The organism is Nostoc sp. (genome assembly GCF_036917375.1).
In the GTDB taxonomy this organism is placed as follows: domain Bacteria; phylum Cyanobacteriota; class Cyanobacteriia; order Cyanobacteriales; family Nostocaceae; genus Nostoc.
This window is the reverse complement of the sequence record NZ_JBALDN010000119.1, coordinates 23,836-47,721: the sequence shown is the minus strand read 5'-3', so window position 1 is coordinate 47,721 and position 23,886 is coordinate 23,836. Positions and strand designations below refer to the sequence as shown.

20 protein-coding genes and 1 pseudogene are annotated in these 23,886 nt (G+C 42.2%); 4 read left to right on the top strand and 17 right to left on the bottom strand.

The features are described 5' to 3' along the window. Positions 1-179 precede the first annotated feature (179 nt). A pseudogene (locus V7K45_RS32795) lies at positions 180-587 on the top strand (HlyD family secretion protein); the annotation flags it as partial. A gap of 191 nt (positions 588-778) precedes the next feature. Here V7K45_RS32795 and V7K45_RS32790 read toward each other — a convergent pair. Next, the gene (locus V7K45_RS32790) at positions 779-2,494 is read right to left on the bottom strand and encodes an alpha/beta hydrolase (RefSeq protein ID WP_335010164.1); all 1,716 of its coding nucleotides are present in this window, start codon (positions 2,492-2,494) and stop codon (positions 779-781) included. 245 nt (positions 2,495-2,739) lie between these two features. Between V7K45_RS32790 and V7K45_RS32785 the strand changes: the two genes are divergently transcribed. Then, positions 2,740-2,934 carry a hypothetical protein gene (locus V7K45_RS32785; protein ID WP_335010162.1) on the top strand — a complete coding sequence of 65 codons (195 nt, stop codon included), beginning with the start codon at positions 2,740-2,742 and terminating at the stop codon, positions 2,932-2,934. Between the two features lie 20 nt (positions 2,935-2,954). Here V7K45_RS32785 and V7K45_RS32780 read toward each other — a convergent pair whose 3' ends face one another. The 4 genes from V7K45_RS32780 to V7K45_RS32765 form a co-directional block, all read right to left on the bottom strand. Next, entirely contained in the window at positions 2,955-3,869 is a 915-nt protein-coding gene (locus tag V7K45_RS32780) for an ion channel (RefSeq protein WP_335010160.1), read from the bottom strand. 178 nt (positions 3,870-4,047) lie between these two features. Beyond that, positions 4,048-4,941 carry a YsnF/AvaK domain-containing protein gene (locus V7K45_RS32775; protein ID WP_335010158.1) on the bottom strand — a complete coding sequence of 298 codons (894 nt, stop codon included), beginning with the start codon at positions 4,939-4,941 and terminating at the stop codon, positions 4,048-4,050. Positions 4,942-5,308: 367 nt separating this feature from the next. Beyond that, positions 5,309-6,220 (bottom strand): DUF2382 domain-containing protein, encoded by a 912-nt coding sequence (locus V7K45_RS32770; protein WP_335010156.1) that lies wholly within the window; start codon positions 6,218-6,220, stop codon positions 5,309-5,311. 462 nt (positions 6,221-6,682) lie between these two features. Further along, positions 6,683-7,495, bottom strand: coding sequence for a DUF2382 domain-containing protein (locus V7K45_RS32765; protein WP_335010154.1), 813 nt, complete (start codon positions 7,493-7,495; stop codon positions 6,683-6,685). 346 nt (positions 7,496-7,841) lie between these two features. On the opposite strand from V7K45_RS32765, the gene V7K45_RS32760 reads away from it, so the two are divergent. Then, a complete protein-coding gene (locus V7K45_RS32760; RefSeq protein ID WP_335010152.1) occupies positions 7,842-8,576 on the top strand; it encodes a DUF1995 family protein in 735 nt (244 codons plus the stop codon). Positions 8,577-9,377: 801 nt separating this feature from the next. Here V7K45_RS32760 and V7K45_RS32755 read toward each other — a convergent pair. Then, positions 9,378-12,398, bottom strand: coding sequence for a zinc-dependent metalloprotease (locus V7K45_RS32755; RefSeq protein WP_335010150.1), 3,021 nt, complete (start codon positions 12,396-12,398; stop codon positions 9,378-9,380). Positions 12,399-12,944: 546 nt separating this feature from the next. Here V7K45_RS32755 and V7K45_RS32750 point away from each other — a divergent pair. Continuing rightward, the gene (locus V7K45_RS32750) at positions 12,945-14,714 is read left to right on the top strand and encodes a pentapeptide repeat-containing protein (RefSeq protein ID WP_335010148.1); all 1,770 of its coding nucleotides are present in this window, start codon (positions 12,945-12,947) and stop codon (positions 14,712-14,714) included. Between the two features lie 173 nt (positions 14,715-14,887). On the opposite strand, the gene V7K45_RS32745 is transcribed toward V7K45_RS32750, so the two are convergent. The 11 genes from V7K45_RS32745 to V7K45_RS32695 all read right to left on the bottom strand — a co-directional run bounded on the left by V7K45_RS32745 (position 14,888) and on the right by V7K45_RS32695 (position 23,442). Then, complete coding sequence (locus tag V7K45_RS32745; RefSeq protein WP_099102632.1) at positions 14,888-15,808, bottom strand: NAD(+) kinase; 921 nt, start codon at positions 15,806-15,808, stop codon at positions 14,888-14,890. A gap of 6 nt (positions 15,809-15,814) precedes the next feature. Next, on the bottom strand, positions 15,815-16,120 hold the full coding sequence (gene nuoK, locus V7K45_RS32740; protein ID WP_006199065.1) for an NADH-quinone oxidoreductase subunit NuoK: 306 nt from the start codon (positions 16,118-16,120) through the stop codon (positions 15,815-15,817). A 60-nt stretch (positions 16,121-16,180) separates the two neighbouring features. Then, positions 16,181-16,795, bottom strand: coding sequence for an NADH-quinone oxidoreductase subunit J (locus V7K45_RS32735; RefSeq protein ID WP_322672193.1), 615 nt, complete (start codon positions 16,793-16,795; stop codon positions 16,181-16,183). A gap of 132 nt (positions 16,796-16,927) precedes the next feature. Continuing rightward, positions 16,928-17,512 carry an NAD(P)H-quinone oxidoreductase subunit I gene (gene ndhI / locus V7K45_RS32730; RefSeq protein ID WP_229462911.1) on the bottom strand — a complete coding sequence of 195 codons (585 nt, stop codon included), beginning with the start codon at positions 17,510-17,512 and terminating at the stop codon, positions 16,928-16,930. A gap of 109 nt (positions 17,513-17,621) precedes the next feature. After that, positions 17,622-18,740, bottom strand: a complete 1,119-nt coding sequence (gene nuoH / locus V7K45_RS32725; protein WP_194045704.1) for an NADH-quinone oxidoreductase subunit NuoH — start codon at positions 18,738-18,740, stop codon at positions 17,622-17,624. A 24-nt stretch (positions 18,741-18,764) separates the two neighbouring features. Beyond that, the gene (locus V7K45_RS32720) at positions 18,765-18,935 is read right to left on the bottom strand and encodes a hypothetical protein (protein ID WP_335010145.1); all 171 of its coding nucleotides are present in this window, start codon (positions 18,933-18,935) and stop codon (positions 18,765-18,767) included. Between the two features lie 160 nt (positions 18,936-19,095). Continuing rightward, complete coding sequence (locus tag V7K45_RS32715; protein ID WP_335010143.1) at positions 19,096-20,232, bottom strand: citrate synthase; 1,137 nt, start codon at positions 20,230-20,232, stop codon at positions 19,096-19,098. Positions 20,233-20,340: 108 nt separating this feature from the next. Then, the gene (sixA, locus tag V7K45_RS32710) at positions 20,341-20,835 is read right to left on the bottom strand and encodes a phosphohistidine phosphatase SixA (protein ID WP_335010141.1); all 495 of its coding nucleotides are present in this window, start codon (positions 20,833-20,835) and stop codon (positions 20,341-20,343) included. 161 nt (positions 20,836-20,996) lie between these two features. Then, positions 20,997-21,242, bottom strand: a complete 246-nt coding sequence (locus tag V7K45_RS32705) for a hypothetical protein (RefSeq protein ID WP_335010139.1) — start codon at positions 21,240-21,242, stop codon at positions 20,997-20,999. A gap of 270 nt (positions 21,243-21,512) precedes the next feature. Next, on the bottom strand, positions 21,513-21,983 hold the full coding sequence (locus V7K45_RS32700) for a DUF29 domain-containing protein (RefSeq protein WP_335010137.1): 471 nt from the start codon (positions 21,981-21,983) through the stop codon (positions 21,513-21,515). 175 nt (positions 21,984-22,158) lie between these two features. Beyond that, positions 22,159-23,442, bottom strand: coding sequence for a DHH family phosphoesterase (locus V7K45_RS32695; protein ID WP_335010135.1), 1,284 nt, complete (start codon positions 23,440-23,442; stop codon positions 22,159-22,161). Positions 23,443-23,886: the final 444 nt, after the last annotated feature.

The following is a 23,886-nucleotide window of genomic DNA, read 5'->3' as shown; positions in this document are numbered from 1 at the left end:
GGCAATAACCACAGCAGCAAGAAGCTGGGTGTCACCCCGAACAAGTACATCATCCGTCAGAATTTGGAGCAGGATGGGAGAAGCTAATGAAAGCAGACCAATAATTTGTAATTCAGGCTTCCGGGGCAGGTACTATCCTGAAACTAGAATTAAGGAATCCTGGGTAAGTTGTTCGTGCTGGGGATGCGATCGCTCAAATTGCTCCTAGTAAGGCACCTCTGGTCATCAAAGCCCGTGTTGCCGCTTCTGATATTAGCAAACTACAGGTGTGTAAAGTCGTACAAGTAACAAAATGTTCAGAAGGGGAAGTACAAATGCGGTTTTCTGCCTATCCGTACCCAGATTACGGCATCCTTAAAGGAGCTGTTAGAGCCATAACCGCCGACGCTATTACATCTCAAGTTAACGGCAATCCAATTGCGCCTTACTATGAGGTGACAATTGAAGCAGAAAGACCTTATTTAAAAAGGGACGATAAATCCTATCCCATTCAATCAGGGATGGAAGTTACAGCTGATATCATTTCCAAAAAAGAAACCGTAATGACATTTATTCTGAGAAAAGCAAGGTTGCTAACAGATTTGTAGGCTTTTTCTTGTATTCCACGCCATTGAGAACGAATGTAAAACTAGCCCTCATCCCCCAACCCCTTCTCCCACACTTGGGAGAAGGGGAGCGAATTTTAAAGTTCATTCCAAAGTCCCTCTCCTTTGGGAGAGGGATTTAGGGTGAGGGTCTTTGATCTCTCCAACCTCCCTGCAAAAGCAACAGGGCTGTTTCATTGCCTCAAAGGTTGATAAGGGGTAGAAGTAGGTTGAGGATTTGATGGTTTGCTTGACTGGGGAGTTGACCCACTCCAAACTCGATCGAACTGAGCTACCGACAACGACTGTAAAATACTGAGATTAAGTGGCTCTTTGCTGATAAATGTAGCGTAGGAAGGCTGCAAATAGGAACGATATTCAGGACGGTTAAGGAGATGGGTTTCTAAAAAAGCGACGCTGAGGGCGTTGAGATAGGAATAAACAGCAGCACGATCGGGGCCTAGCAAGGCAGGTGGTACAGGTAAGACATCGTTTTGAGGAGTAGGTTCGGCGATCGCTGAAAAGTGGGTGGCATTTTCGATCAAAGCCAAGTATTTATTAGAGCCAGAAAGCCAGGTAAAGGGGCGAATTTGCTCAAATACGGGTGGGGCGAAAATATCTTGACTACCTGTTACCAACATGACGGGAGTTTTAATTTGACTGATTCCCCCCTGACCCAAAACTGTGCTGTCAATGGGATTAATTGCAATGATGGCCTTGATGCGATCGTCTTTAAGTTCGTAATTCTTTGGAGGTAAATCGTTTGCTTGACACTGCAAAAACAGCGATAAATTAAAGGATGAATTATCGGGATTACAATCTTGCCTCAATTGCCCAAAGTTAATATTGGCTCCTGCTAAAGTCAAAACAGTATAACCACCAAAGGATTGACCGATCGCCCCAACTTGCTGAAAATTGAATTTTCCCTGGAGTGTGGGATCGGATTTATCTAAACGCTGGAGTTCATTGAGTAGATATTTGATATCCAAAGGTCGGTTGACAAATTCTGCTGCATCAGGCGGCCCTGCTAAACCCGCAAAATATTGTTGAAAGCGTTCGGCATTACTACCAGGGTGTTCCAGTACAGCAACAGCAAAACCATAAGATGCTAAATGTTCGGCCAGGTAGACAAAGGTAGAGCGGTCTGAGGCCAGTCCGTGAGAAATTACAATCAGGGGAAAGGGAGGGGAGAGTAATTCTCCAGGTTTTTGTGAACCTGCTGACGGCAGATAGATATCTACAGGTAGACGGCGCGAGCGAGAAATGTCATTTAACTCCAGGCTTTTTTTCTGCCAGGTGAATTTTCCTGGCGATCGCAAATCTGGTTTTTGGGAGAAATCAATTTTAGAAGTGGCTGCTTGAGCGATCGCTTCTTTTTGCAGAGAGGCAAAAACTTCATCCTTTCTTTTGATCAATTGCGACAAGTCATCGACTATCCTCAACCCCTCTGTGAAATTCACCCGGATAGTATCGCTAGGAAATTTCCGCAGTAAATTCACAACCGTTAACCCCTCTTTTTGATCGGCAGCTGACAAAATTAAAGAGGCACGTATGGCATAAAAGCCATTCTTTCGAGACTCAGTGAGAAGTAATTTTCCCAGTTGTTGCACCAACTGCTCGCCTATCGGTGAGTAAGTAACTTGAGATACTAGTGTAGGAGTGACATTAAAGCGCTGCTGGAGTAGATCCCGCAGTTGAGCGAGTTGTTCGGGAGTCGCACGGCTAGCATAAAATGACAAATCTTGATCGATTTTGCCAACTTTCGCAAAGGTTTCCAGCGAATCCACCGATAAGGAAAATTCGCCGAAGGGAGGATAATAAAAGCTAATGCGTTCAGCCCCCAATCCGGGAGTAGCGGTCAAGAACGTAGATAGCAAACCTAAACCCAGATATCTCAAAAATTTTTTCATTAGAAAAACCCACTATCTAACCCTGTTTAAACAAGTTTAAGCAGGGAGGAAAGCGGGGCGGGATCTATAACCGCTTTCCTGTTGAATTGGTTTAGATATATCAAACAGGCTACAAGCACAATAAAGCAAGTACTTACCATAAATTTGACAGGAGCTTTGGACGAGCAAAATACATGAGTAGCAAATTTTTCAGTCAAACAGCATCAGTAGCGCGATAATAGATATAGAGATCAAAATTAAGTTATATGTCCCTTGCTTCCTGCGCCTGTTGTGTTGTCGTCCTCAACCAACAACAAGAGCAAAATATCTCCCACCAAAACCAGTGCCAGGATGTGCCAGTTAACCACAGTAAGAGTGCGGTTAAAAGTTGCACTGTAATTGAAAATGGTCGAGTGGTCGTTAAACCCTTACAACCACCACTCAATCAAACTTTCGAGTAACTTTCAGAAATTTCACCCCTTCACTCTAAGGGTAAAACATCATGGAAGCGGTTGTAATCAATGTAGCGATGTCCATCGGGTGTGTGGTAAAAGATATCAACAAATTGATTGTTCCACAAAATCTCATTCGCACCATAACTATGACGGGCATGAACAACCTGTGCAACCGTTTCATCAATGCCACTCAAAGAGACAATCAGCATAGTATTTGTCTGGGTTAACGATTCTGGTGTCATCCCATACAAAGGACTAAACTCATCAATGACATGCATCACTGACCAGCTTAACGTGAAGCTAGGTGTTTGGTTCCTCACCAGTTTAAGATCGTGGAAGCGACGTATGAACTGTCCTTCTAGGGTTACTTCGTCGCGCATCAAGTAGACTCGCATCTGCGCTTCCAGAATCGTATTGCGACGCTTATTAGCGCTGCGAAATATCAGAGTCGGCATCGCATTATGAGGTGTAATGACAGCAACACGGCTAAAAAGTACACGGGCTGTAGGTCGAGAGAACCGAGCAAACGCTAGTCCTGTCATCACAGCAATTCCCACCAAACCGATCATTGCTTCAATCGTGACAATAATGTTGGCGTAAGTTGTTTTCGGATACATTGCCCCATAGCCAATAGATGCTAGGGTTTGGACGCTAAAGAAAAATAAATCTAAAAAAGAGCCAGGTTGGGCGTTGGCAATACAATCTCCTCCGATCGAGTAAGCTAGGGCAAATAGAGCATTAATCGTTATATAGAAAGTACAAATTAGCAGCAGAAAGCCAATCCAAGGAATCGTTAACAGCAGATGATAAGGATCGCGCCAGTAGGAATGCCATGCACCCATACCTATAATTTCAAATTTTCCATCTTGAACTTGAATCTTAATCGGTGGGATCGAACGCTGTCGTTTCTTAAGTGAAAGTCTCTTCAGTCGAAATTTCATTGCAAGTAGCCAAAAGAACCCCAACTACTTAGTATTGTAAATTAAGTTGCTTTAGAGACATTCACTCTAGACAATTGGGCAGTGGAAATTTAGACTTTCTTTTCTTAAATCAGCAAAAAAATAGGGTGTGCAATGCCCACCCTACTAATTTATCTGCTAGAAACTTATTAGAAACTTGTTATGGCTTTAGTAATTGACCTTTAGAACAGCGGTCAAACCACTCCTGGTATTTTTTCTGGTGCGACTCATCTTCAACAGCAATGGTAACACGCACCTGCTTGCAGCCGTTATTTCGCTCTAGTGCGATCGCATTCAATAATAAATTAGCAATTTTAGGTGAGCTAAACTCGCCGCTTACCGTTAAACCGTTATCAAAATGTGTAGCTTCAAGTCTTTCTACTTCGGTCAAATCACCGCTAGAAATTTCTTCTTGTCCTAAATCAATTTCTGCGAGTTGTTTGTGTTCTGGGCTTATTTGTTCCACAACTAGCTTTTCACGCCGGACAGGAACTTGTACCATCCGGGTTTCAATTACTTTGCGAACAATTACCTCACCAACTTTACGCTTAGTGCTTTCAACAAATAGTCGTTCTTCTAGTAGACGAATAATCTGTTCTTCAGGAATCTGTTCTAAATTATTTAATGACTCAACTGGGCTATTTGTCGTTTGATTGTTAGCTACTTGCTCAGTTAAGTTAAAATCGCCTGGTGTTTCTGATTCTAAATATTCAGGCATATATTCAATTTCTGATTTGTTTAAGTCGATGAAAACAGATTGAGTCGGCTTGTCTATTTTTTTTATTCTCTGGCTCTGCAACTGAAATAAAGAAGGATGTTTATCAGCTAACTGCCGGCTATATTCAGCAGTTTTTTGATTAGCCTGGCTCGATATCACCAGGTTTAGCCGACGATTACCATCCACAATTAAATCATGAACTACTCCTACTAGCTGACCTTGATTATCAAACACAGCAAAATTGTTTACCTTCTTTCTTAAATCTGCCAGCGAGGAGACAGTGCGAGAATTACCCTTTGCCTGTAAAGTATTTTTTGCCATAGTTTGGCTATTCATCTGGAAAGTTTACTAACTGCTTTCTACTTAGCTCAATTAAATGTATTAATCATCTGGATACCATTTAGAAAGTATTTGCGATCGATGGATTTATCCAACTCATATCCAGAGTAATATTTGCAATCAAAAATTCTAACTGGTATCAATACTTTTCGGGCAAAGGGGAAAGGGTAAGGGTTTTAATCTACCTTTACCCCTTTCACTTTAACCTTTTCCCAAACCAAAAGAGAGATTGTTGGGTTTATCCGAAAAGTATTGTAAATGGTATCAGCTCTTGTAAGGACAGGTAAAGCTAATTCAACAGCTTCACCTGTACTGTGTAGAATTAATTATTAGTCATTAGCTAGCAACTAATGACTATGTATAGTTAGCGTTCTTCAATCGGAAGATTACCAGAATTCACATCTAACTCTTCACGACGCACAGTTTCTTGAGTTTCAACTGTGTCTTGATCGACCACTTTTCTAACTCTGACTTCTTCACGCAAAAATGCTTCTTTGCGAACATCAGGAGTTTCTTCATGGATTTCTATGCGAGCAACTTCGCCTTCACGGAAGTCTGCTTCGCGCCCAGAAACAGCCGTACCCGCATCTGCTGGAGTTACGCGTTCAATTACAACTCGTTCTCTTTCTACTGGCACTGCAATCCGTGCGGTATCAGTTTCAACATGCTTGCCAATCGTTACTTCTCCAGTTTTTTGGCGTCGTTTGCTGGCAATTAACCGTTCTTCATACAATCTCAGAGTTTGATGATCTTGCTCATTTAACCCGTATAAAGCAGGCTCATTATCGTAAGTGTAGCTATCACGAGCGTAAGTGGGAGTTGTACCTAATGGTGCTGCTACAGGTGCAGCTAAAGGATCTAATGGTGCAGCTAAAGGATCTAATGGTGTTGAAGCTTCTATAGGAAGGTTGTAGTCTGTGGGTTGGCGATATACCCCACGCACCCGTTCTTCATAGTCGTAATCAAGGCTTTGACGTTCATCGAACTCAGGCAAATCTTCAGCTTGCTCTCTAGTCAAGCCAATTGTGTACACGCGATCGACGTTATAGTCGATACGGGCGCGGCCAATTGGTAGTAATACTTTTTTACCAAAAATCCAGAAGCCTAAGTCAACAACTAGATAGCGAAAATGACCTTCTTCATCAACTAAAATATCGCTAACAGTACCAACCTTTTCATCAGTTCCCTGTGTATAGACACCCAGACCTTTAATGTCATGACCATCAAAACTCTCTTGATAGCTAGGCTCAAAATCTTCTAGTTTGTAAAGAACCATTATGTTTTACCTCAAATATTTTTTTGTCATCTCTTAATAACTAAACTAGACATTTATTTATTTTTGTACATCCTTCTGCCGAATGAATTATTTCTAGAGTTAAATAATCGAAAGTTATAGATAGTTTTGCTCGATATATCTAACTAGAGAAGAGACGCGAAATTAGGAGCATTCACTTTAGTTTTGTAAAGATATGTCTAGCTTTAGTACGCGGGATTTGCCAAATATATTACTATTAGAATTCCCACCACAAAGTTTTGTGTCTTTTATATACAAAAATACAAATTTTTTGAATAGTCAAATTTCCTACTTCTTATAAGTAAGTCGGGAATATTGTTGTTGAATAAAATAAACACAGGCAAAGAGAAAAATTAACTTTGCCTGGATGATTATTTCAAATAAATCTACTAAACAAATTCATCGGCCAGCTAATTAAATAGCTTCATGTCTAGCGATCGCATTTTATTGCACATCTAAATTACCCACAGTATCAACATCCAATTCCTCTCGACGAATGGTGTCTTCTGCTTCTACAATGTCCCGTTCTACTACTTTTTTCACCCGGACTTCTTCACGCACAAATGCTTCTTTATGTATCTCAGGAGTTTCTTCATACACTTCTATGCGTGCTACTTCCCCTTCTTGAAACTGAAGTTCATTGGGATTTATAGCTTTTCCTGCTTCTGTTGGCGTAACTCGCTCAATCAGAACTCGTTCTTTTTGAACGGGTACTGTAACGCTTACAGTTTCTGTTTCAATATGCTTACCAACCGTTACTTCTCCGGTTTTGATACGTTGTTTGTTGGCAATTAATCGTTCTTCATAGAGTTTAAAAGTTTGATGAGATTGCTCATTCAACCCATATAAATCTGGATCTTTTTGATAATTGTATGTATCGCGATCGTAAGTCACACCGCTGGTTGGAGAACGAAATACACTACGTACCTTTTCTTCGTAATCATTATTAACGAGCGCGTCTTCTGTATGATCGGGTAAACCTTCTATTTGCTGTCTGCTTAACCCATCAACATAGACGCGTCTTTCTGGATAACTGATCCGACAAAGACCAATTGGTAGTAAGATTTTCTTGCTAACAAAATCTAAGCTTATATCAATAATTAAATACCGGAAATGACCATCATCATCAACTAAAACGTCAGCAACTGAGCCAACTCTGTCCCCACCGCCAGTATAAAGATCCAGCGCTTTGAGATCGTCTCCGCCAAAAGTATCTCGATAATTTTGGTCAAAATGTTCAAGTTTATGAAGAGGCATACGCTGTTCCTAAGTTTTATTTTCTAGTGTAAAAAATATTGCGCTCAGTATCCTCCTGCTGGCGACTGAGTTCAATGGAGATATTTGATGATTTATTTTTTACATTGTTAGGGTAATACTCAAGCTGAACACTATTAGTCATCAATAGAGATATAACCAAAGTTATAAAAAACAAGACACTATACTGAAATGAAAAACTCCACGCCACTTACGGAATGGAGTTTCTCGTCGCTTTCAATGAAACAGCCCTGCGTTTTCAGGGGATTGGGCGATCTCGTCTGCGTAAGTCCTAATTCAGAGCCAATACTGAAACAATGGGAGTAGACACTACAGAACCATGCAGATTATGAGTGAACTTCCAAATAGTCTTGAAGATGCGATCGCCCAATCTCGTACAGCCGTCCAAGCTGCTCTTGCAGATGGTTGTACTCGCTTACAAGTTGAGTTCCTGTTCCCAGAACTGAAGTTTATGCCGGTAGCGGAACAATTTCTGCCAGCATTTACAGATTACGATTCCCGTTTGAAGATTTTCTTTGCTGACGCTGGCGCTGCGGCTTTAGCCCGTCGTGATTGGGCAGATGCACCATTTCAAATTTTGGATATTGGTACGGGTAGGGCTGCTTCTTTGCAGACAAAAATTCAGCCAGAGGATGAAATTTTCTTATTCATCGCCCCCACATCGGTAGAAGTACCGCAGTTGGAAAAGCTGTGTGAAGTAATAGGCGATCGCCCTTTAGTCTTGTTAAATCCCCGTTTAGAAGATGCTGGAACCGTGGGCATTGGTTATACAGCGAGAAAAATCCGCGATCGCTTTATCAGTACCATTGAATCCGCCTATTACGTGCGCCCCATAGACGATCAAAGTGCCCTATATCGCTGCTACCCAGGACAGTGGGAAGTTTGGCTAGAAACCAACGGCGAATATCAAAGAATTGCCGAATTACCCACAAAACCATCTGGTGATGATTTGGATCTCATTCTTTTAAAAGGACAACCGCAAACAACAACAGACGCGACACCTGCGAGAAAGCCCAGTGTGTTTAAGAGTTTGCAACGGTTCTTAAAAGCATTGAGTAGTTAGGATAATGCAGAGGTAGCAGAGATAGATTTTATTATCTGCTGCCTCATTTTGGGTTTTTATACATGGCATTAGTTACACTAAATGGGAAACATATAAGAGGATATGAATAAAAAACTACAGTTCCAAAAGTTAGGTTTATTGTGTTTACTATCCAAATAATTAGTTCAAAAATAGCTGCATTTTTAGAAATACCCGTAACCAAGATCAATAAACCAATAAACATGGAAAATAAACCACTAATAAATGATTCGATTTGTGTATTTACACTTAATCTTGATATACAGCCTACAAATAAAAATAAAGCCAAGATTATTGGATTGTAGTCTTTATTATTATTTTTAATTATCTAAAGCAAAATTATACTGGAAAATAGTGAAATAAATAAGGATATGACATAACTAAAGGGATAATCATAAGGCGATAGTAACCAGAATCCGAAAAATTGATTGAGGTTTAGTAGAGTTAATAAAGCAAGAGCTAATAAAAAAGGTATACTCCAAATAAATATTTGGAAAGTCAGAAAAATGGCATTCATAAAATACTTTTTTTCGGTTATATATTACTCTAATTGTTCAATATATTAATGATAAATTTAATAGACAACCGTATTTATTCAGAAGAACATCAAGTTTTAGATATATTGACTTATCGAAATTCCAAAATGTAGCCACCTCAATTTTAAATTCAAAAATACTTAAGCAAAAAGCCTTTATCCCACAGCATAATCAATATATTTTGCCAAAATTAGGGAAAAGAAGAAAAGTGAGGAATTTTACTATTAACTCCTCACTCCTAACTTTTTTAATTTGTTTGCAATGGGGCATTCAAAACTTTCTCAATGCGATCGCGCGTTTCTAATAAGTGCGCTTTGGTATATTCATCTTCGGAATTAACTCCCTTTAACTTCTCATCAAGCTGTTTGAGTTTATACCAAGCTAAAGTACGAGCATCTTCTGGAACATTTTCTTTTCGCAACACCATACTAGTCAAAATGTCCAAATACTGACGCTGCAAGCCTCGCCGCAAGCTGGCGATCTTCATTGGTTTACCTTTTGGTTGGATAACTTCCGTCCAAATATCTGACTGCAAAGTGTCAAATAGTTCTGGTAGAGTCAGTGCTTTTCCTTGAGGAGTTTTGAGTTCAATATCCTTAAGACGAGAGAGGCGGTCGCCTGAGAGTAAATCTCGCAACACAGAACCCTGCATCATTAGCACCAAGTCATGAATGGGAAAATCCAAACGACCAACTTGTGGAGAACTACCCCAATGTCGCCAACGAGAAGGTGCTAATTTATTGAGTAAGTCTGGTGAAAAACTCAGGGCATCTTCTGCAAATACATATTTTTGTAGCGTTTCTAAAGCTTGGCGTTGTTCTTCAACTGGTACTGGTTCAAATGGTAAACGGTGTTGAGGAACTCCAGAGACTTTCTCGGCAGGTATCTCGCTGGGGTGAATGCGATAGAAAGATTGTCCTCCGATGTATTTTGTGGTGTAATATATTTGCTGGAAATAGTTACCCAATACTGTGCTAAAACGTTCGCTCACATCGCTGTAACTATCACCAGCCATTGGGAAACGTTTATCCAGACGATCCCACATCACCCGCGAATTATTTAACTGCCACTGAGAATAAAGCAGCACATTACTGCTGTTATCCCAAGCATCAGCTGTGGGGTCAAGGTCATATACATCTTCATCTGTGGAATAACTCAACTCTGGCTTATAAGATTGTGCAGCAATTTCCTCCAAAATTGGCTTTTCTGCTAGAGGAGTTGATGTCTGAATTGTTGTATAGCCGTACTTAATTGCCCATTCATCATAAGGCCCCACCATACTCGGAAAATAATCTCCTTGTTTTGTACCTTGAGGGGCAATATTTGGGGGAATATAGTCCATGACAGAAGTTGTCAGACCTTTATTTTTAGTAATTTCCGTATTATTCATCTCCTGTGGTGGCAGCAGTGTACTACCACGGAAGTTATGACGTAAACCAAGAGTATGTCCAACTTCGTGAGCGATGATTAAACGTAAATATTGATTAATATATTCTTTTACCTTGTCTGGAGTAGCCATAGTATCAGGCAGCAGAGACATTGCCAGTGAACCAAAGGCAAACTGATTAGCAGCTTCCATGCCATAGCATAAATCGTACTCGCCTGCCATTTTCGACAAACGATTCAACAACCCTTGTTGTCCTTGCATCTTCTGGGGTACACCATTGTTTTTTCCATCTAAACCATTGGCGCAAAGTAGACGATTTTGCATCAAAGCTGATAAAGTCGTGCGATTTTCTGTTTGGCTGGGTTGAACGATTTTGCGATATTCCCCCTTGAGTGCCCGGATAAAGCTAGCATCTACGAGAATATCTGCATCCAAAATTTCCCCTGTCAATGGGTTAACGCGAGATGGCCCCATCGCAAAGTAGCCATCGACTGTATTAATCCAGCGAATTGTGTTGTAACGAATATCTGCCGGGTCCCAGGTAGCATCATCTGGCATTTGGCGGACTTCAATTGCATCCTTGAATCCGGCTTTGAGAAAGGCTTTGTTCCACATGAGAACGCCTTCTTTCATCGCATCGCGGTACTCTAAGGGCACAGCATTATCAATCCAGAAAACAATCGGTTTTTTGGGGTGAGAAATGACTGCTTTCGGGTCTTGTTTTTCTAGATGCCAGCGATTGATATAGCGGACAAAAGAATCGCCGCGATCGTCGTCTTTGGATAAATCTTGGTAGGCGGTGATAAAATAGCCGATGCGATCGTCAGCAAGGCGCGGTCGATAATCTAGATCGGGTAGTTGGGAGAAACTGTAGTGGACGCGCAGGGTAAAGCCACGGCTGTCAGCTAGCGACCCAAAGCCTGCAATTTCATTGTCGCCGTCAACGCTACTAGAGTAATTCAAAATTGACTCGACTTCTAAGTTTTGGGGAAAGGCTTTAGCAGTCCCAAAATAGGACTGGCTTGTGGTTTTTGGAACTCCTAAATCTCCAGATAATCCAGCTAAGTCTGTAAGTAACAAATCTTCCAAGTCAATGAGAATAGTTTTGCGTTCTGGATGAATGCTTTTAATGGGAATGGTGTAGAGAACAGAATCACTAAATGATCGCGTCAGCGATCGCACTTGGGGATCTCCCTCACGAGTGCGAAAATTCACATTGCGAATGACAAAGTGTAGTTTATCATCGACTCGTTTGAAATAAAATAAAAAATCTTGCAGAGGCATACCACTGTAAATACCCCGTTCGCCAATACCCGATTCCAGGGTTGCCGTAGCTAGGTAATTTTTATTAAGTTGTTCTGGCTTAATTTCTAAATAAATTTTGTTCTTTTCTTTATTACGATAAAGAGTGAACAATCCCCCTGACTTTTGGGTGTTTTTAATTACTTCGTTAAATGGCTCTAAATCATCCTTTGCTGCTGGTTTCGCGGTAGTACTAGGCTTTGCATTCGCTTTCTCTGAGGGGTTGGCAACTTGTAAAAATGGCTGTTTACCTGCTTCTTTCAGGTTTTTTACTATCCAAATAAACGGTTGAGGTTGTGCGTGTTTCTTTTGATTAACTACCCAAACTTGATTTGACGGTAGCTTCTGTTTCTGAGGAATATTAATATTATTTGATGATAACGCTGAGATTTTCGTTGAATAAGTTTCTGGGGATAACTGACTATTGGATTTCTCTCCCCTTCTGATTTTAACCACATTTTCTCCAACAATATCCTTGGCTGTATCAACATTGTTAAAAAACGGTGACTTAGCGCTAGCTGTCGCTATCCCTAAAAACAAACTATGTAACAAAATCATATAAAAGGTTAATCTGTTCATCGCATTCATTACCTGATAACTATCTCTCGTTAATTTTTAACTTTTGCAAAGCCATATAGCCTGCCCTATAGCGCTTATCTTAGCCGCTTTATATTAGGCAATAAACTTTCAACTTAAATTTTAATTGCCATTTTTCAGCTTTGTTGTGCTGTTTTAGTGTAGGATTCTTTCTAACAATTGCATCTTCTATAAACAGTAAGTATGATTTTTACATCACACTAGGAAATTCCTTGGAGGAAAAGTATAACAAATTAGCTAAATCATAGAATTAGTTGAGCTGGGAAATAATTTTGAAGTTAACACTTTATTTACATTATGAGAGGAAGCTTAAGGCTACTACAGGTGAGCGAGAAGCCACCATCCAAAAACACCGTTGGCAAATTCATTAAGAAGTAGCCTGCCCTAAATATCGCCAACTCATGATTTTTTTACTATAGTATTTATTTATACTATTGATTCTTGGGAATGCAAAGCAAACTGGCATAGAAAAGTTTTTAATACAGGATTATCAAAAACAGTTATTTAAATGTAACAACGGAAACAAAAATGTCAACATATTTATCTCAAGTTTGGCAGCTGCTGAGAAATTATGTGAGGGGTACAAGGTTACAAGAGATGCCAAAGGCCACATCCCTAGAAACTGAAGCAGTTTTACCTCTAGGAAAAAATATTAAAGAACCAGACAAAAGCGTTAGATTAGCTCAAGATAATTTGCAAGAATATTTATACTCTGCAAGACTGCAAAAAAGCTTAGAAAAATGGACAGTACCAAAGAACGGTTTGACTTCTCAGATAGACGATCGCCCATTGGGCACCTTATCCACTGGGTTTTACTTTAAAGTATGCGATCGCCAGATGTATGAAGAGATTTATGATTTATTGGGCAATGCTGCCCTAAAACCTGAGATAGTCAAGCAACTAATGGAATTGGTTGTGACTGATCAAAAAATTCGTTTAGAATTGCTTTTTGGGCGGCTAGAAGATTTTTATCGTCGCTGGTGTCAGGGAGAATTTATCGATGGCACACCAGATGATAACCTGCCTCAGAAAACAAAGTTAAAGCTTGCGGCACAAAATATTGCGATCGGATTGAGACAGGTAGACATATATACAGGGCTGAACGTACTGATTTTATTACTAGAGTTACACCGTTACGCTCAAGGGCAAGATGAACTCAAACAAAAAATCAACTTCTACCCATCTGCCCAACCGGACACAGACAATTTTTTCACATCCCAACTGCTGCGGATTATCAATTATAGCGATGCCCTGGAAATTGGCAACTTTAGCAGTATAGTTGGGCAATTTCTCAAAGGTGGCAACTTTAAGGGTGCTTACCTCGGCGATGCCAACCTTACCGGGGCAGACTTTAGCGGTGCTGACCTAAGCCTTGCTTATCTTGGCGATGCCAACTTAACTGGCGTAAACTTCAGCGGTGCCAACCTTAGCGGTGCCAACCTCGGCGATGCCAACCTCAGCGGTGCCAACCTTACGGGTGTTAACCTCAGCGGTGCCGACCTCAGCAGCACCAACCTCAGTGGTGCTAACCTTAGCTGTGCCAACCTTAGCCGCGCCGACCTCAACCGCGCCGACCTTAGCAATACCAACCTTAGCCGCGCCGACCTTAGCCGCGCCGACCTTAACCGCGCTGACCTTAGCAGCACTAACCTCAGCCATGCTGACCTAAGTAACGCCATCCTTTTCGGTGCAAATCTGAGTGAAGCCAACCTTAATAGCGTCAGCCTTAGCCATGCCGACCTTTGCCGCGCCGACCTCAGTGGTGCTGATTTGAGTCACGCCATCCTCAACGGTACTAACCTCAGTGACACAATTCTTTTCAGTACCAACCTCAGCGATGCTATCCTGGTTGCCGCAGACCTCAGCTATGCCAAACTTAATGGTGCCAAACTTAACAATGCCAGACTTAACGGTGCAATGTTTTTAGGTGCCGACCTCAGCGGTGTAGACCTGAGTCGAGTGATTCTCAACGAAGCTGACCTCAGCGGCGTGATTCTCAACGACGCCGACCTCAGTGGTGCTGACCTCACTGACGCGATCTTGTTTGGCACAGACTTCAGCTATGCCAACCTTAACAATGCTAACCTCAGTGGCAGTAACCTCAGTGGTGCTATCCTCAACGGCGCGGATCTTAGCCATAGCAACCTTAGTTACGCCATTCTCGGTGGTGCAGACCTTAGCGACGCCAATCTAGAAGAGATGATCTGGGGTAAAAAGCAGCAGTGGGAAGGGGTGCGGGGATTAGAGACAGCAGTTAATATACCGGAGGAGTTGAAGGAAGAACTAGGACTGAATTGAGATGAGGCGAGATTTTACAATAAACTTTAAAGAGCCAATACATTTATGTATAGGTTTCTCTCCTTAAGTAGAAAGCCCCCAGATAAATCCAGGGGCTGGGATAATTTTGGTTGCGATCGCATAACAAGTGTAGGCGATCGCAATTTTCGGTAAATGCACTCTAAAATACTTAATTAATTACGATGATTATTGCTGTAGTGAACCCTTGTACCTGCCCACAGCAACTTCTCTCGCAGCGTCTGATAGTAGGAATTGTTCTCGCGCAAAATAATAAATTTAGCCCGACACTCTGCCATCCGTACATCAACACGGTGTCCGGGCCAAATTGAAGTTCCCAAAACCCCATCTGTCCACAGCTTGGTACTCAAATCGTAATCCCCCAAAGGCCAAATACTCACCACAGAACCAGGGGGTAAAACGAGGGGACGACTAGAAAGGCTCATTGCACAAATAGGAGTGATGGTAAGGGCTTCCATACCATCATGCATAATTGGCCCATTCGCAGAAACGGTATAACCTGTAGAACCTGTAGGAGTGGAAATAATCAACCCATCCCCGACGTATTGATCGACTACCTCACCGTCGATTTCCATTTCCAGAATTGAGGTGATCATTCGGTCAGCGGAGGCGGGTTTGACACAGAATTCATTCAAAGCCAGGTAACGTTCGCTCACTGGTTCTAAATTAGATCCATGACCCTCATACACCGCAGCTTGTAACATCATCCGTCGTTGGATAGCATAACGATCCTCAAACAGCCGATCCCAAACTTTCTCTGTATCCTGAAACTCTTCCACTGACTCAGTTAAAAACCCCAGATGACCTCCCACATTCACTCCCAGAATTGGGATACCAGCTGGGGCTAAATGTCTGGCACCAGTTAAAACAGTACCATCGCCACCGAGAACCAAAGCGAGATCGATTGGTTGACCCGCCGAAGCCAAAAAGACTGGATAGGGATTGTCTTTCGGCCCGCTAGGCCCCATCAACACTTGGCAATCGCGGCTTTCTAGTTGTTTTGCACAGATTTCTGCCCATTGTTTACTCCGGGCATCCCGCGCTTTATAAGCAATGATTACCTGCTTGAGTTGCACGCACAATTACCACTTCAGGAGATTAAACTGCTCCATATCGACGGTATCGCGGTTGCGATAAATGGCCAGCACGATCGCTAAACCCACCGCCGCCTCGGCTGCGGCCACGGTAATCACAAATACTGTGAAAACCTGACCCTTAATTAATGTTGAGTCGAGGAAGTTGGAAAATGCCATTAAATTCAGATTAACAGCATTAAGCAGTAATTCAATTGACATCAGCACTCGCACAGCGTTGCGGCTAGTAATTAAACCATAGATGCCAATGCAGAATAAAGCTGCTGCTAGTAATAAAAAGTACTGGAGTTGCATGAATCTGAGTATCCCTCCTGAAAAAATCTGGCTGTTTATCTGCGACTCAGGTTGCAAATATTACTCTTTTGTTTCGCTGGTTGTTGATACTAGTTCTCTAGGGCGTTCTTGCAAAGTCAAAACAGTTTGCCCCAGTTTGGATGGTGTCAACAGGTCTGGCAAATACTCGCGGCGTGCCAAAATAATTGCTCCTACCATTGCGATCAGCAGCAAAATGGAAGCTAGTTCAAAAGGCAGTAAAAAGTCAGTGAAGAAATGTTCGCCAATTAAAACTATAGAACTTTCGCCACCCGCCACAGGAGCAGCTGAGTAAGCCCAGGGAGTAGCCAGCACCATCGTACTTAAAAGACCAAACAATCCTACACTGACTACACCCGTAAGTGCTTTCCGCACCCAAGAGTTGGGAAATGCTACAAAATTCTGCCGTTTGTTCACCAACATAATGGCAAACAAAATCAGCACGTTAACCGCCCCAACGTAAATTAGTATTTGTGCAGCTGCAACAAAATCAGCATTTAGCAACAGGTACATTCCCGCTATGCTGATGAACACACCCCCTAGCAAAAAGGCAGAATAGACGATATTGGAGAACAGCACCACACCAATGGCTGCCCCAATCATCATCACGCCCAGTATGCCAAGCGATACTAACTGTACTCCTTCTGCTAGATTCACTGTTTTTTGTCCTTAGTCAATTGTCATTGGTCATCGATCGTTAGTCATTGGTCATTAGTCATTGGTCATTAGTCATTGGTCATTAGTCAAATAACAAAGGACAAAGGACAAATGACAATGGACAAATGACATTTATTTTTCTGTTTGTTCTACCAAGTCTTCTGGACGCGCACCTGCACGTGGCGCATCTGCGGGCAGTCCGTGGGGTTCGAGGACGCCTTTGGGTAGGTAAACTAGTTCGCGCAATGGTGTAACCATTGGGTCATCTGTTACTTTATACGGCAGACGACCTAGCGCTACGTTGTCATAGTTCAATTCATGGCGATCGTAAGTGGAAAGCTCATATTCTTCTGTCATCGATAGACAGTTAGTAGGGCAAAATTCCACACAATTACCGCAAAAAATACAAACTCCAAAGTCAATGCTGTAGTGGTTGAGTTTTTTCTTTTTGCTGGCTTTGTCGAATTCCCAATCTACTACAGGTAGATTAATTGGACAAACGCGAACGCAAACTTCGCAAGCGATGCACTTATCAAATTCAAAGTGAATCCTACCGCGAAACCGTTCGCCAGGAATTAGTTTCTCGTAAGGGTACTGTACAGTAATTGGACGCCGCCGCATGTGGTCGAAGGTGACAGAAAGACCCTGACCAATGTAACGCGCAGCTTGTACCGTTTCTTTGGCGTAATCACCAACTTGTTTTAGGAACTTTAGCATTGTGCTTCACTCTCTCTTTTTAAGCTATCAGCGTTATTTGTCCCTTGTCCTTCGTCCTTGGTCTTTCGTCATTAGTCATTCGCATACACAAATGACTAATGACTAATGACTAACCACCAAAAGCGAAGGGAAAGGCTAGTTTCAGGGCGGCGGTTAATAGGAGATTAACCAAACCAACTGGCAACAAAAACTTCCATCCTAAATCTAACAGTTGGTCAATCCGTACCCGTGGCACTGTCCAGCGCAACAGGATGGCGACAAATACTAGTAAATAAGCTTTGAACACGGTCATGGTGATACCCAAAGCCGCAGTTACTATCTGGAACACGGGATTTAATTCGCTGACTCCCAGCCAACCAGCGATGAGGTTGAGGGGAATAGGAAAGTCCCAACCGCCCAAGTAGAGAATTGCTACTAGTAAGGAAGAAAGGATCAAGTTAACGTATGAACCCAGGTAGAACAGACCAAATTTCATGCCTGAGTATTCAGTCTGATAGCCTGCGACGATTTCTTCTTCCGCTTCGGGTAAGTCAAAGGGTAATCGTTCGCATTCAGCGAGGGCGGCTATCCAAAAGATCAGAAAACCAATTGGTTGTCGCCAAATGTTCCAGCCCAGAATGCCATAGCCAGATTGCTGATTGACAATATCAACAGTGTCGAGGCTATTAGACATCATAGCGATCGCTAATACCGCTAACGCCAAAGGAATTTCATAACTAATAGATTGCGCTGCTGCCCGCAAGCCCCCTAAGAGGGAGTATTTGTTATTAGATGCATAGCCAGCCATTAGCAAGCCAATGGGTTGAATGCTTGATAAGGCAATCCACAAGAATACACCCATGCCCACATTGCTAATTACGATATTCTGTCCAAAGGGCACAATCAGGAACGACAGAAACACCGGAATTACAACAATAATGGGGCCGAGGGTAAACAGCCAGGGGTCAGACTTGGCTGGTACTATATCTTCTTTAAATACCAGCTTCAGTCCATCCGCTACAGGCACCAGTAACCCAAAAGGCCCCTGGTATTCTGGCCCAATTCGCTGCTGTGCGGAGGCAGAAATTTTCCGTTCTAACCAAGTAGCAACTAATACCCCCACTGTTGCCCCAATCAGCATCAGTATCATTGGCAGCGGCATCCAAATCGCTTTGGCTGTTCCTGCTGGTATACCTAAATCCCGGAGGGATTCAATAAAAGTTCCTTGGAGGTCAATTCCTGAATTCATGTTTCCGCTCTTTAAGACATCGAGTCATGGTGAATTACAACTATTAGTTAAATTAATACCTGTAAATTCACCCATTTTTAATTTTTGCTGTGATGACGCCCGATCGAAGATTTGTTGCCAATTCCCATGCCTAGTATATCGTTGGATGGTTTGACCACCCTGAAGCGAGATGAGAATTCTACTTATGGTTGGCATTGAGATTGGCTATTTAGGGATGGGGGAGCAGGGAAGCAAGGGGGCAGAGGAGCAAGGGAGCAGAGGAGAACTTGCAGTAAGTCTTTCCCCTCTGCCCCTCTGCCCCTTTGCTCCTCTGCTTCTTGTACCCAATGCCCAATGCCCCATGCCCCATGCCCAATTACCGTTGCTCAATTGGGGTATAAGTAACTTCGTGCAGACCGTTGTAAACCTGGGTGGGACGGAAAATCCGGTTTTCTGCTAGTTGTTCTTTCCAGTGGGCTAGCCAACCGGCAACGCGAGCGATCGCAAATATTGGCGTAAACAAGTCTGTGGGAATGCCCATCTTTCTATACACCAAACCGGAATAAAAGTCAATATTGGGATAAATCCCCTTGCTACCGAGTTTTTCCTCTACTACTCGTTCCATTTCTTGAGCAATGTCATAGAACTTGTCATGCCCAAACTTCTCAAACAATTGCTCTGCTAGTCCTTGTAAAATTATGGCTCGTGGGTCTTTCACTTTATAAACACGATGTCCAAAGCCCATAATCTTAGATTTAGTTTCTAGACAATGCTCTATGTAGGGACGGACATTTTCCACAGAGCCAATTTTTTCCAACATCTGAATTACTTCTTCATTGGCTCCACCATGCAGAGGCCCGCCCAAAGTTCCGACGGCACTAGCAACCACAGCATAAGGATCGGTCAAGGTGGAAGCTGTCACCCTGGCACTGAAAGTAGAAGCATTCATTGTATGCTCGACCTGAAGTATCAAGCAGATATCAAAAACTCGCGCCATCAGAGGATCGGGTTCTTTCTCGTCGAGCATGTATAGAAAGTTGGCGGAGTAGTCTAAATCATCACGAGGACGTACCGGATCGTTGCCTTTTCGCATCAGTTGGAACGCCGCCACCATTGTGGGAATGGTTGCTATCAGGCGCACCACAGAATCTCGAATGTAGACAGGATTATGTAAATCGCGGAGCGAATAAAACAAGCCTAAAGCAGCAGCAGAGGCTTGCAAGGCATCCATTGGATGACCGCTTTCTGGAAAGCATTTCATCATATCCCGAATGCGGTATTTTATTCGCCGGTGGTAACGAACTTCATGCTCAAATGTTTTTAGTTCTTCCTTGCTTGGCAGTTCGCCCCAGATTAAAAGATAAGCAGTTTCTAGGAATGTACTTTTTTCTGCTAGTTCTTCAATCCGAATGCCACGATATTCTAGTATTCCCTTTTGCCCATCAACATAGCTGATACTTGATTGAGCGGCGGGAATGCCTTCTAAACCAGGCTTGTATTCGCACACCATCATGGCAACACCATTCGCTTTGTGAAATATCTGATCAAGCTAACTTACCAGAAATTTATTGTCGCCATAACAGTAGCCGTTCTAACAACAATCGAAAATGTTGAAAAACTGTTATAGCAGGTACTTGGGCGGTGTCAACCAAAACATCTGACTACGACCCAGAGGAGAACCTGTTTCTGGTAGTTTTATCCCAATCATACCTGCTTTTTTCAAGACTAAACTTTCTTTGACTTCTCCCCACAGGAGAATTTCTGCCCAACTGGTTAAATCAGGTTCGTGTCCAACTAGCGCCAGTTGGGTATTTTGGGAATAATTTCTTGGTTCTAACCAGTCTTTTAGCCAACTAGAAATTTGACCATCGTGGGCGAGGTGGCTAGATTCCTCTAACTGGGAGCTTAGTTTTTCTGCTATTAGGATTTCAGCCGTTTGGCGGGCACGTACTAAGGGACTGGTGAGAATTAAATCAAAGTTTAAACCTAATTTAACAAGTTTCTGGGCAACTTTCTCAGTTTTTTGCCTTCCTTCTTTGGTTAGGCTGCGCTCCTCATCTTTGATGCCTAATCCCTTGTCTTCGGCGATACCATGACGAATTAAGTATAGTTCCATACTTTTAGTTTTATTAGCGTAGCCCTTGCTTAGTTACGATTTACGTCTGGTGTAAATTAACTTATCCTAATCTTAATCATTATTACTTATTCGTTGATCGGCCAGCTTCAATAACACCGCGACCTGCATCAATTAGAATATCAGTATCAACGATAGTTGAGTTAGTCATGTGAATTTGACCACTCATTTTCTCGAACACCGCGCACCCAAGCAGTGCTATCAGCTAAATCTTGGCGATCGCTCCACATCCCAATAAAGCTATCATTTATCAAGTCAAAATCTGGCGACTGAGAGGCTAATTCAACTACTGCATATCTTTGTCGCAAAAAAGCAATAAAGTCGATTACCTGACGCTGTGCTTCAACAGGAAGGCATAAAAACTCATTGAACAATTCTTGCTGTGTCATTCCTATGTCTCTCAAAAAGCAGAACTGATACAGATTTTAACGCTATGTCTCAATACGGTTCAGTTAAGGGTTATTGGTGTAGGTAATTGGTCTTTAAGACGCGATAAATCGCGTCTCTACATGAGGGTTTTGGGCTTATCTGAACCGTATTGCGCTATGTCTCAGCTATTCACTCAGATAGCGCTAAAATATCGAGCAACACATTGCTGTCAAACAAGACGCGCTTCAACTGTATTTTTACTCTAAATAATCAACACTTTTGCCTTACGATCATTGGTCAGCATTCGGATAAAAGTCTAAGTCTAAAATCTCATCGACAGAAAACGGACAAGCGATCGCAAAGTTATCTTCTGATAAACTTGTTTCCACCATTGCCTCTCGTCGCGCTCTTTGATAGGTAGTATTTATCCACTCGGCATCATTTAAAAAACGCCGCAAGCTAGGACTTTCTTGCAGCAATTCATCTATATTCAGTCGCTCACGGGTAATGGTCACTTGCCAACTGTGACTACGACGTTCTGGTTGATACTTCCACTTCAACAAATGTGATAAGACTAACCGCAACGCACTTTGCAACGCCCGTTGTTGACTCTTACCCAAGTCCACCACTTCCTCAATTAAATGTTCTAAATCCAGCGTGTCCCAGTGGTGCAATCGCAAAAGCTCTGCTGTCTGCTCTACCCAAGCATAAAAATCTTGCTCATACAAAGTTTGTAAGATTTGGAGTTTTATAGACTTCATGGCGCTCCTTCTTCACAAATAAATAGGTAGGCGCAAGCTAACTTCAATTTAGTTCAGCATTCCTCATAAAACCCAAATTCCCGACTTTTATCAAAAATCGGGAAGGGATGCTATCTGAATAAACACTTTGACTGCTGCATTAGTTAGGAGTTCTCCGCGTCTCCTTGATATGTCTCTACTCCGACTGAATCGGATTATCTCTCGGATTAACTAACCTCAGCAGTTTTTGCTTAATTTGAGCGTCGAATACTTCCCATTTCATTTTCGCATAGGCGGAATTTTCGTTACTGCCAGATAAGAAGCCCATCGGAATTTCAAAGCCGCCTGCGCTTGTTCTTCCACCGCCGAAAAAGCGCCCTGCACTATCTTGTCCAAAGGCTTCTTTGATGAATTCATCGGGGTCAAGCGTGAGTTTGCTAGTTCTCAGGGAGCCGATGACTATTTCCAGTTCATCGTCTTCATCGTGAACAATGCCGTAAACTACAGCGGTATGCACGTTTTCTTCAGTAACGAGAAAATCAGCCGCTTGGGGGATGGCATCACGGTCTTCATAGCGTAAGTAACCAACACCGGCAATGGAAAAGTTATTTTGGACGATGCGGTTTTTCAGCGATCGCTCGATCACATCCATTACCCGCTTGGAACGGTTGGCCTGTAAAATGGCATTCAGCAGTTGAGCGTCATAAAATCGGCTTAAATACGCTGCTGCCATAAAGTCTTCTTCTTGCGCTTGCATGAGCCGACTTGTATCCGATCGCAAGCCATGCATCAAGGCAGTAGCGCATTTGACATGTTGATTTATGCTGCTATCTAATGCTAATAATCCTGTTTGGAGGTATTGAGTAAAAATGGTTGCCGTCGCTCTTACATAAGGACGAATATCCTCAAACTCTGAGTGCAGATCGCCTTGGATGCTGTGATGATCGATGAGTACCACTAAAGGAATTCCAGCCTGCTGCACCGCTGACAGTAGTTGCGAAGTGGTTCCCTGGTTGTCAATTAATACAAAACCTTGATAAGATGACAAATCTTTGGTTTTTAAGGTTTGGGTTGTCCAGCGTTGGATGGGTAAATTAGTCAGCCTTACCAAGGCAATATTTTCTTGATGGCTCAATGCGCCAGCATAAATGATTTCACATTTGATATCATATTGCTGGGCAATTAACTGATAAGCCCAGGCACAAGAAAGGGCATCAGGGTCAGGAAAATCTTGCAAAATTACCAGTTGGCGATCGTGTCGGTGTGCCAAAAGGGTTCTTTGCAGTTCTTCTGACTTTTGTTGTGCCAGAGAGTTACCACGGTTACTGAGATATATAGCTCCATCACCTACCGATGGCGGTAATGATGGACTCTTAAATGCAACTTCCACTGGCGCTTTCTCGATTTCAGGTTCCTCTGGGTTTGGCTCTGTGGTCAATGACAAACTCTCAAACTGAGTAACGGGAGAATTAAAGTACATAGGGAACTTTTTTAAAGTGTGAGGCTCCTTTAATTCAGAAATACTACGAGCAGCAATTCCCTGAATTTAGCCACATTAATTACGATCTTCGCAAAAATCTCAAGACATTGCACTATACATCTAAGTATATTTCTTGTCAGTAACAGCGCTTAACAATCAACTAACTTCCACTAAAGGGCATACAGCAAGGAAGTTTAGGAAGTCGGGCTGTATCTGGCAGCATAAATATGTTTTAGGAGTTTTGTTCTCTTTACGTAAATTCAATCAGGGAGATTTTTATCTAACTTAGGGTATACTTCCTATCTTATACTTTAGAATTAGTCTTTGATATTTGAAATATTCTTATGCTTAATATTCTCATTATTGTGACTATTGAGCAATTAACAATTATTTTTGATGAATAACGTCTGTTTTGTATCCCCTTTGAAAATTTAGAGTAAATTC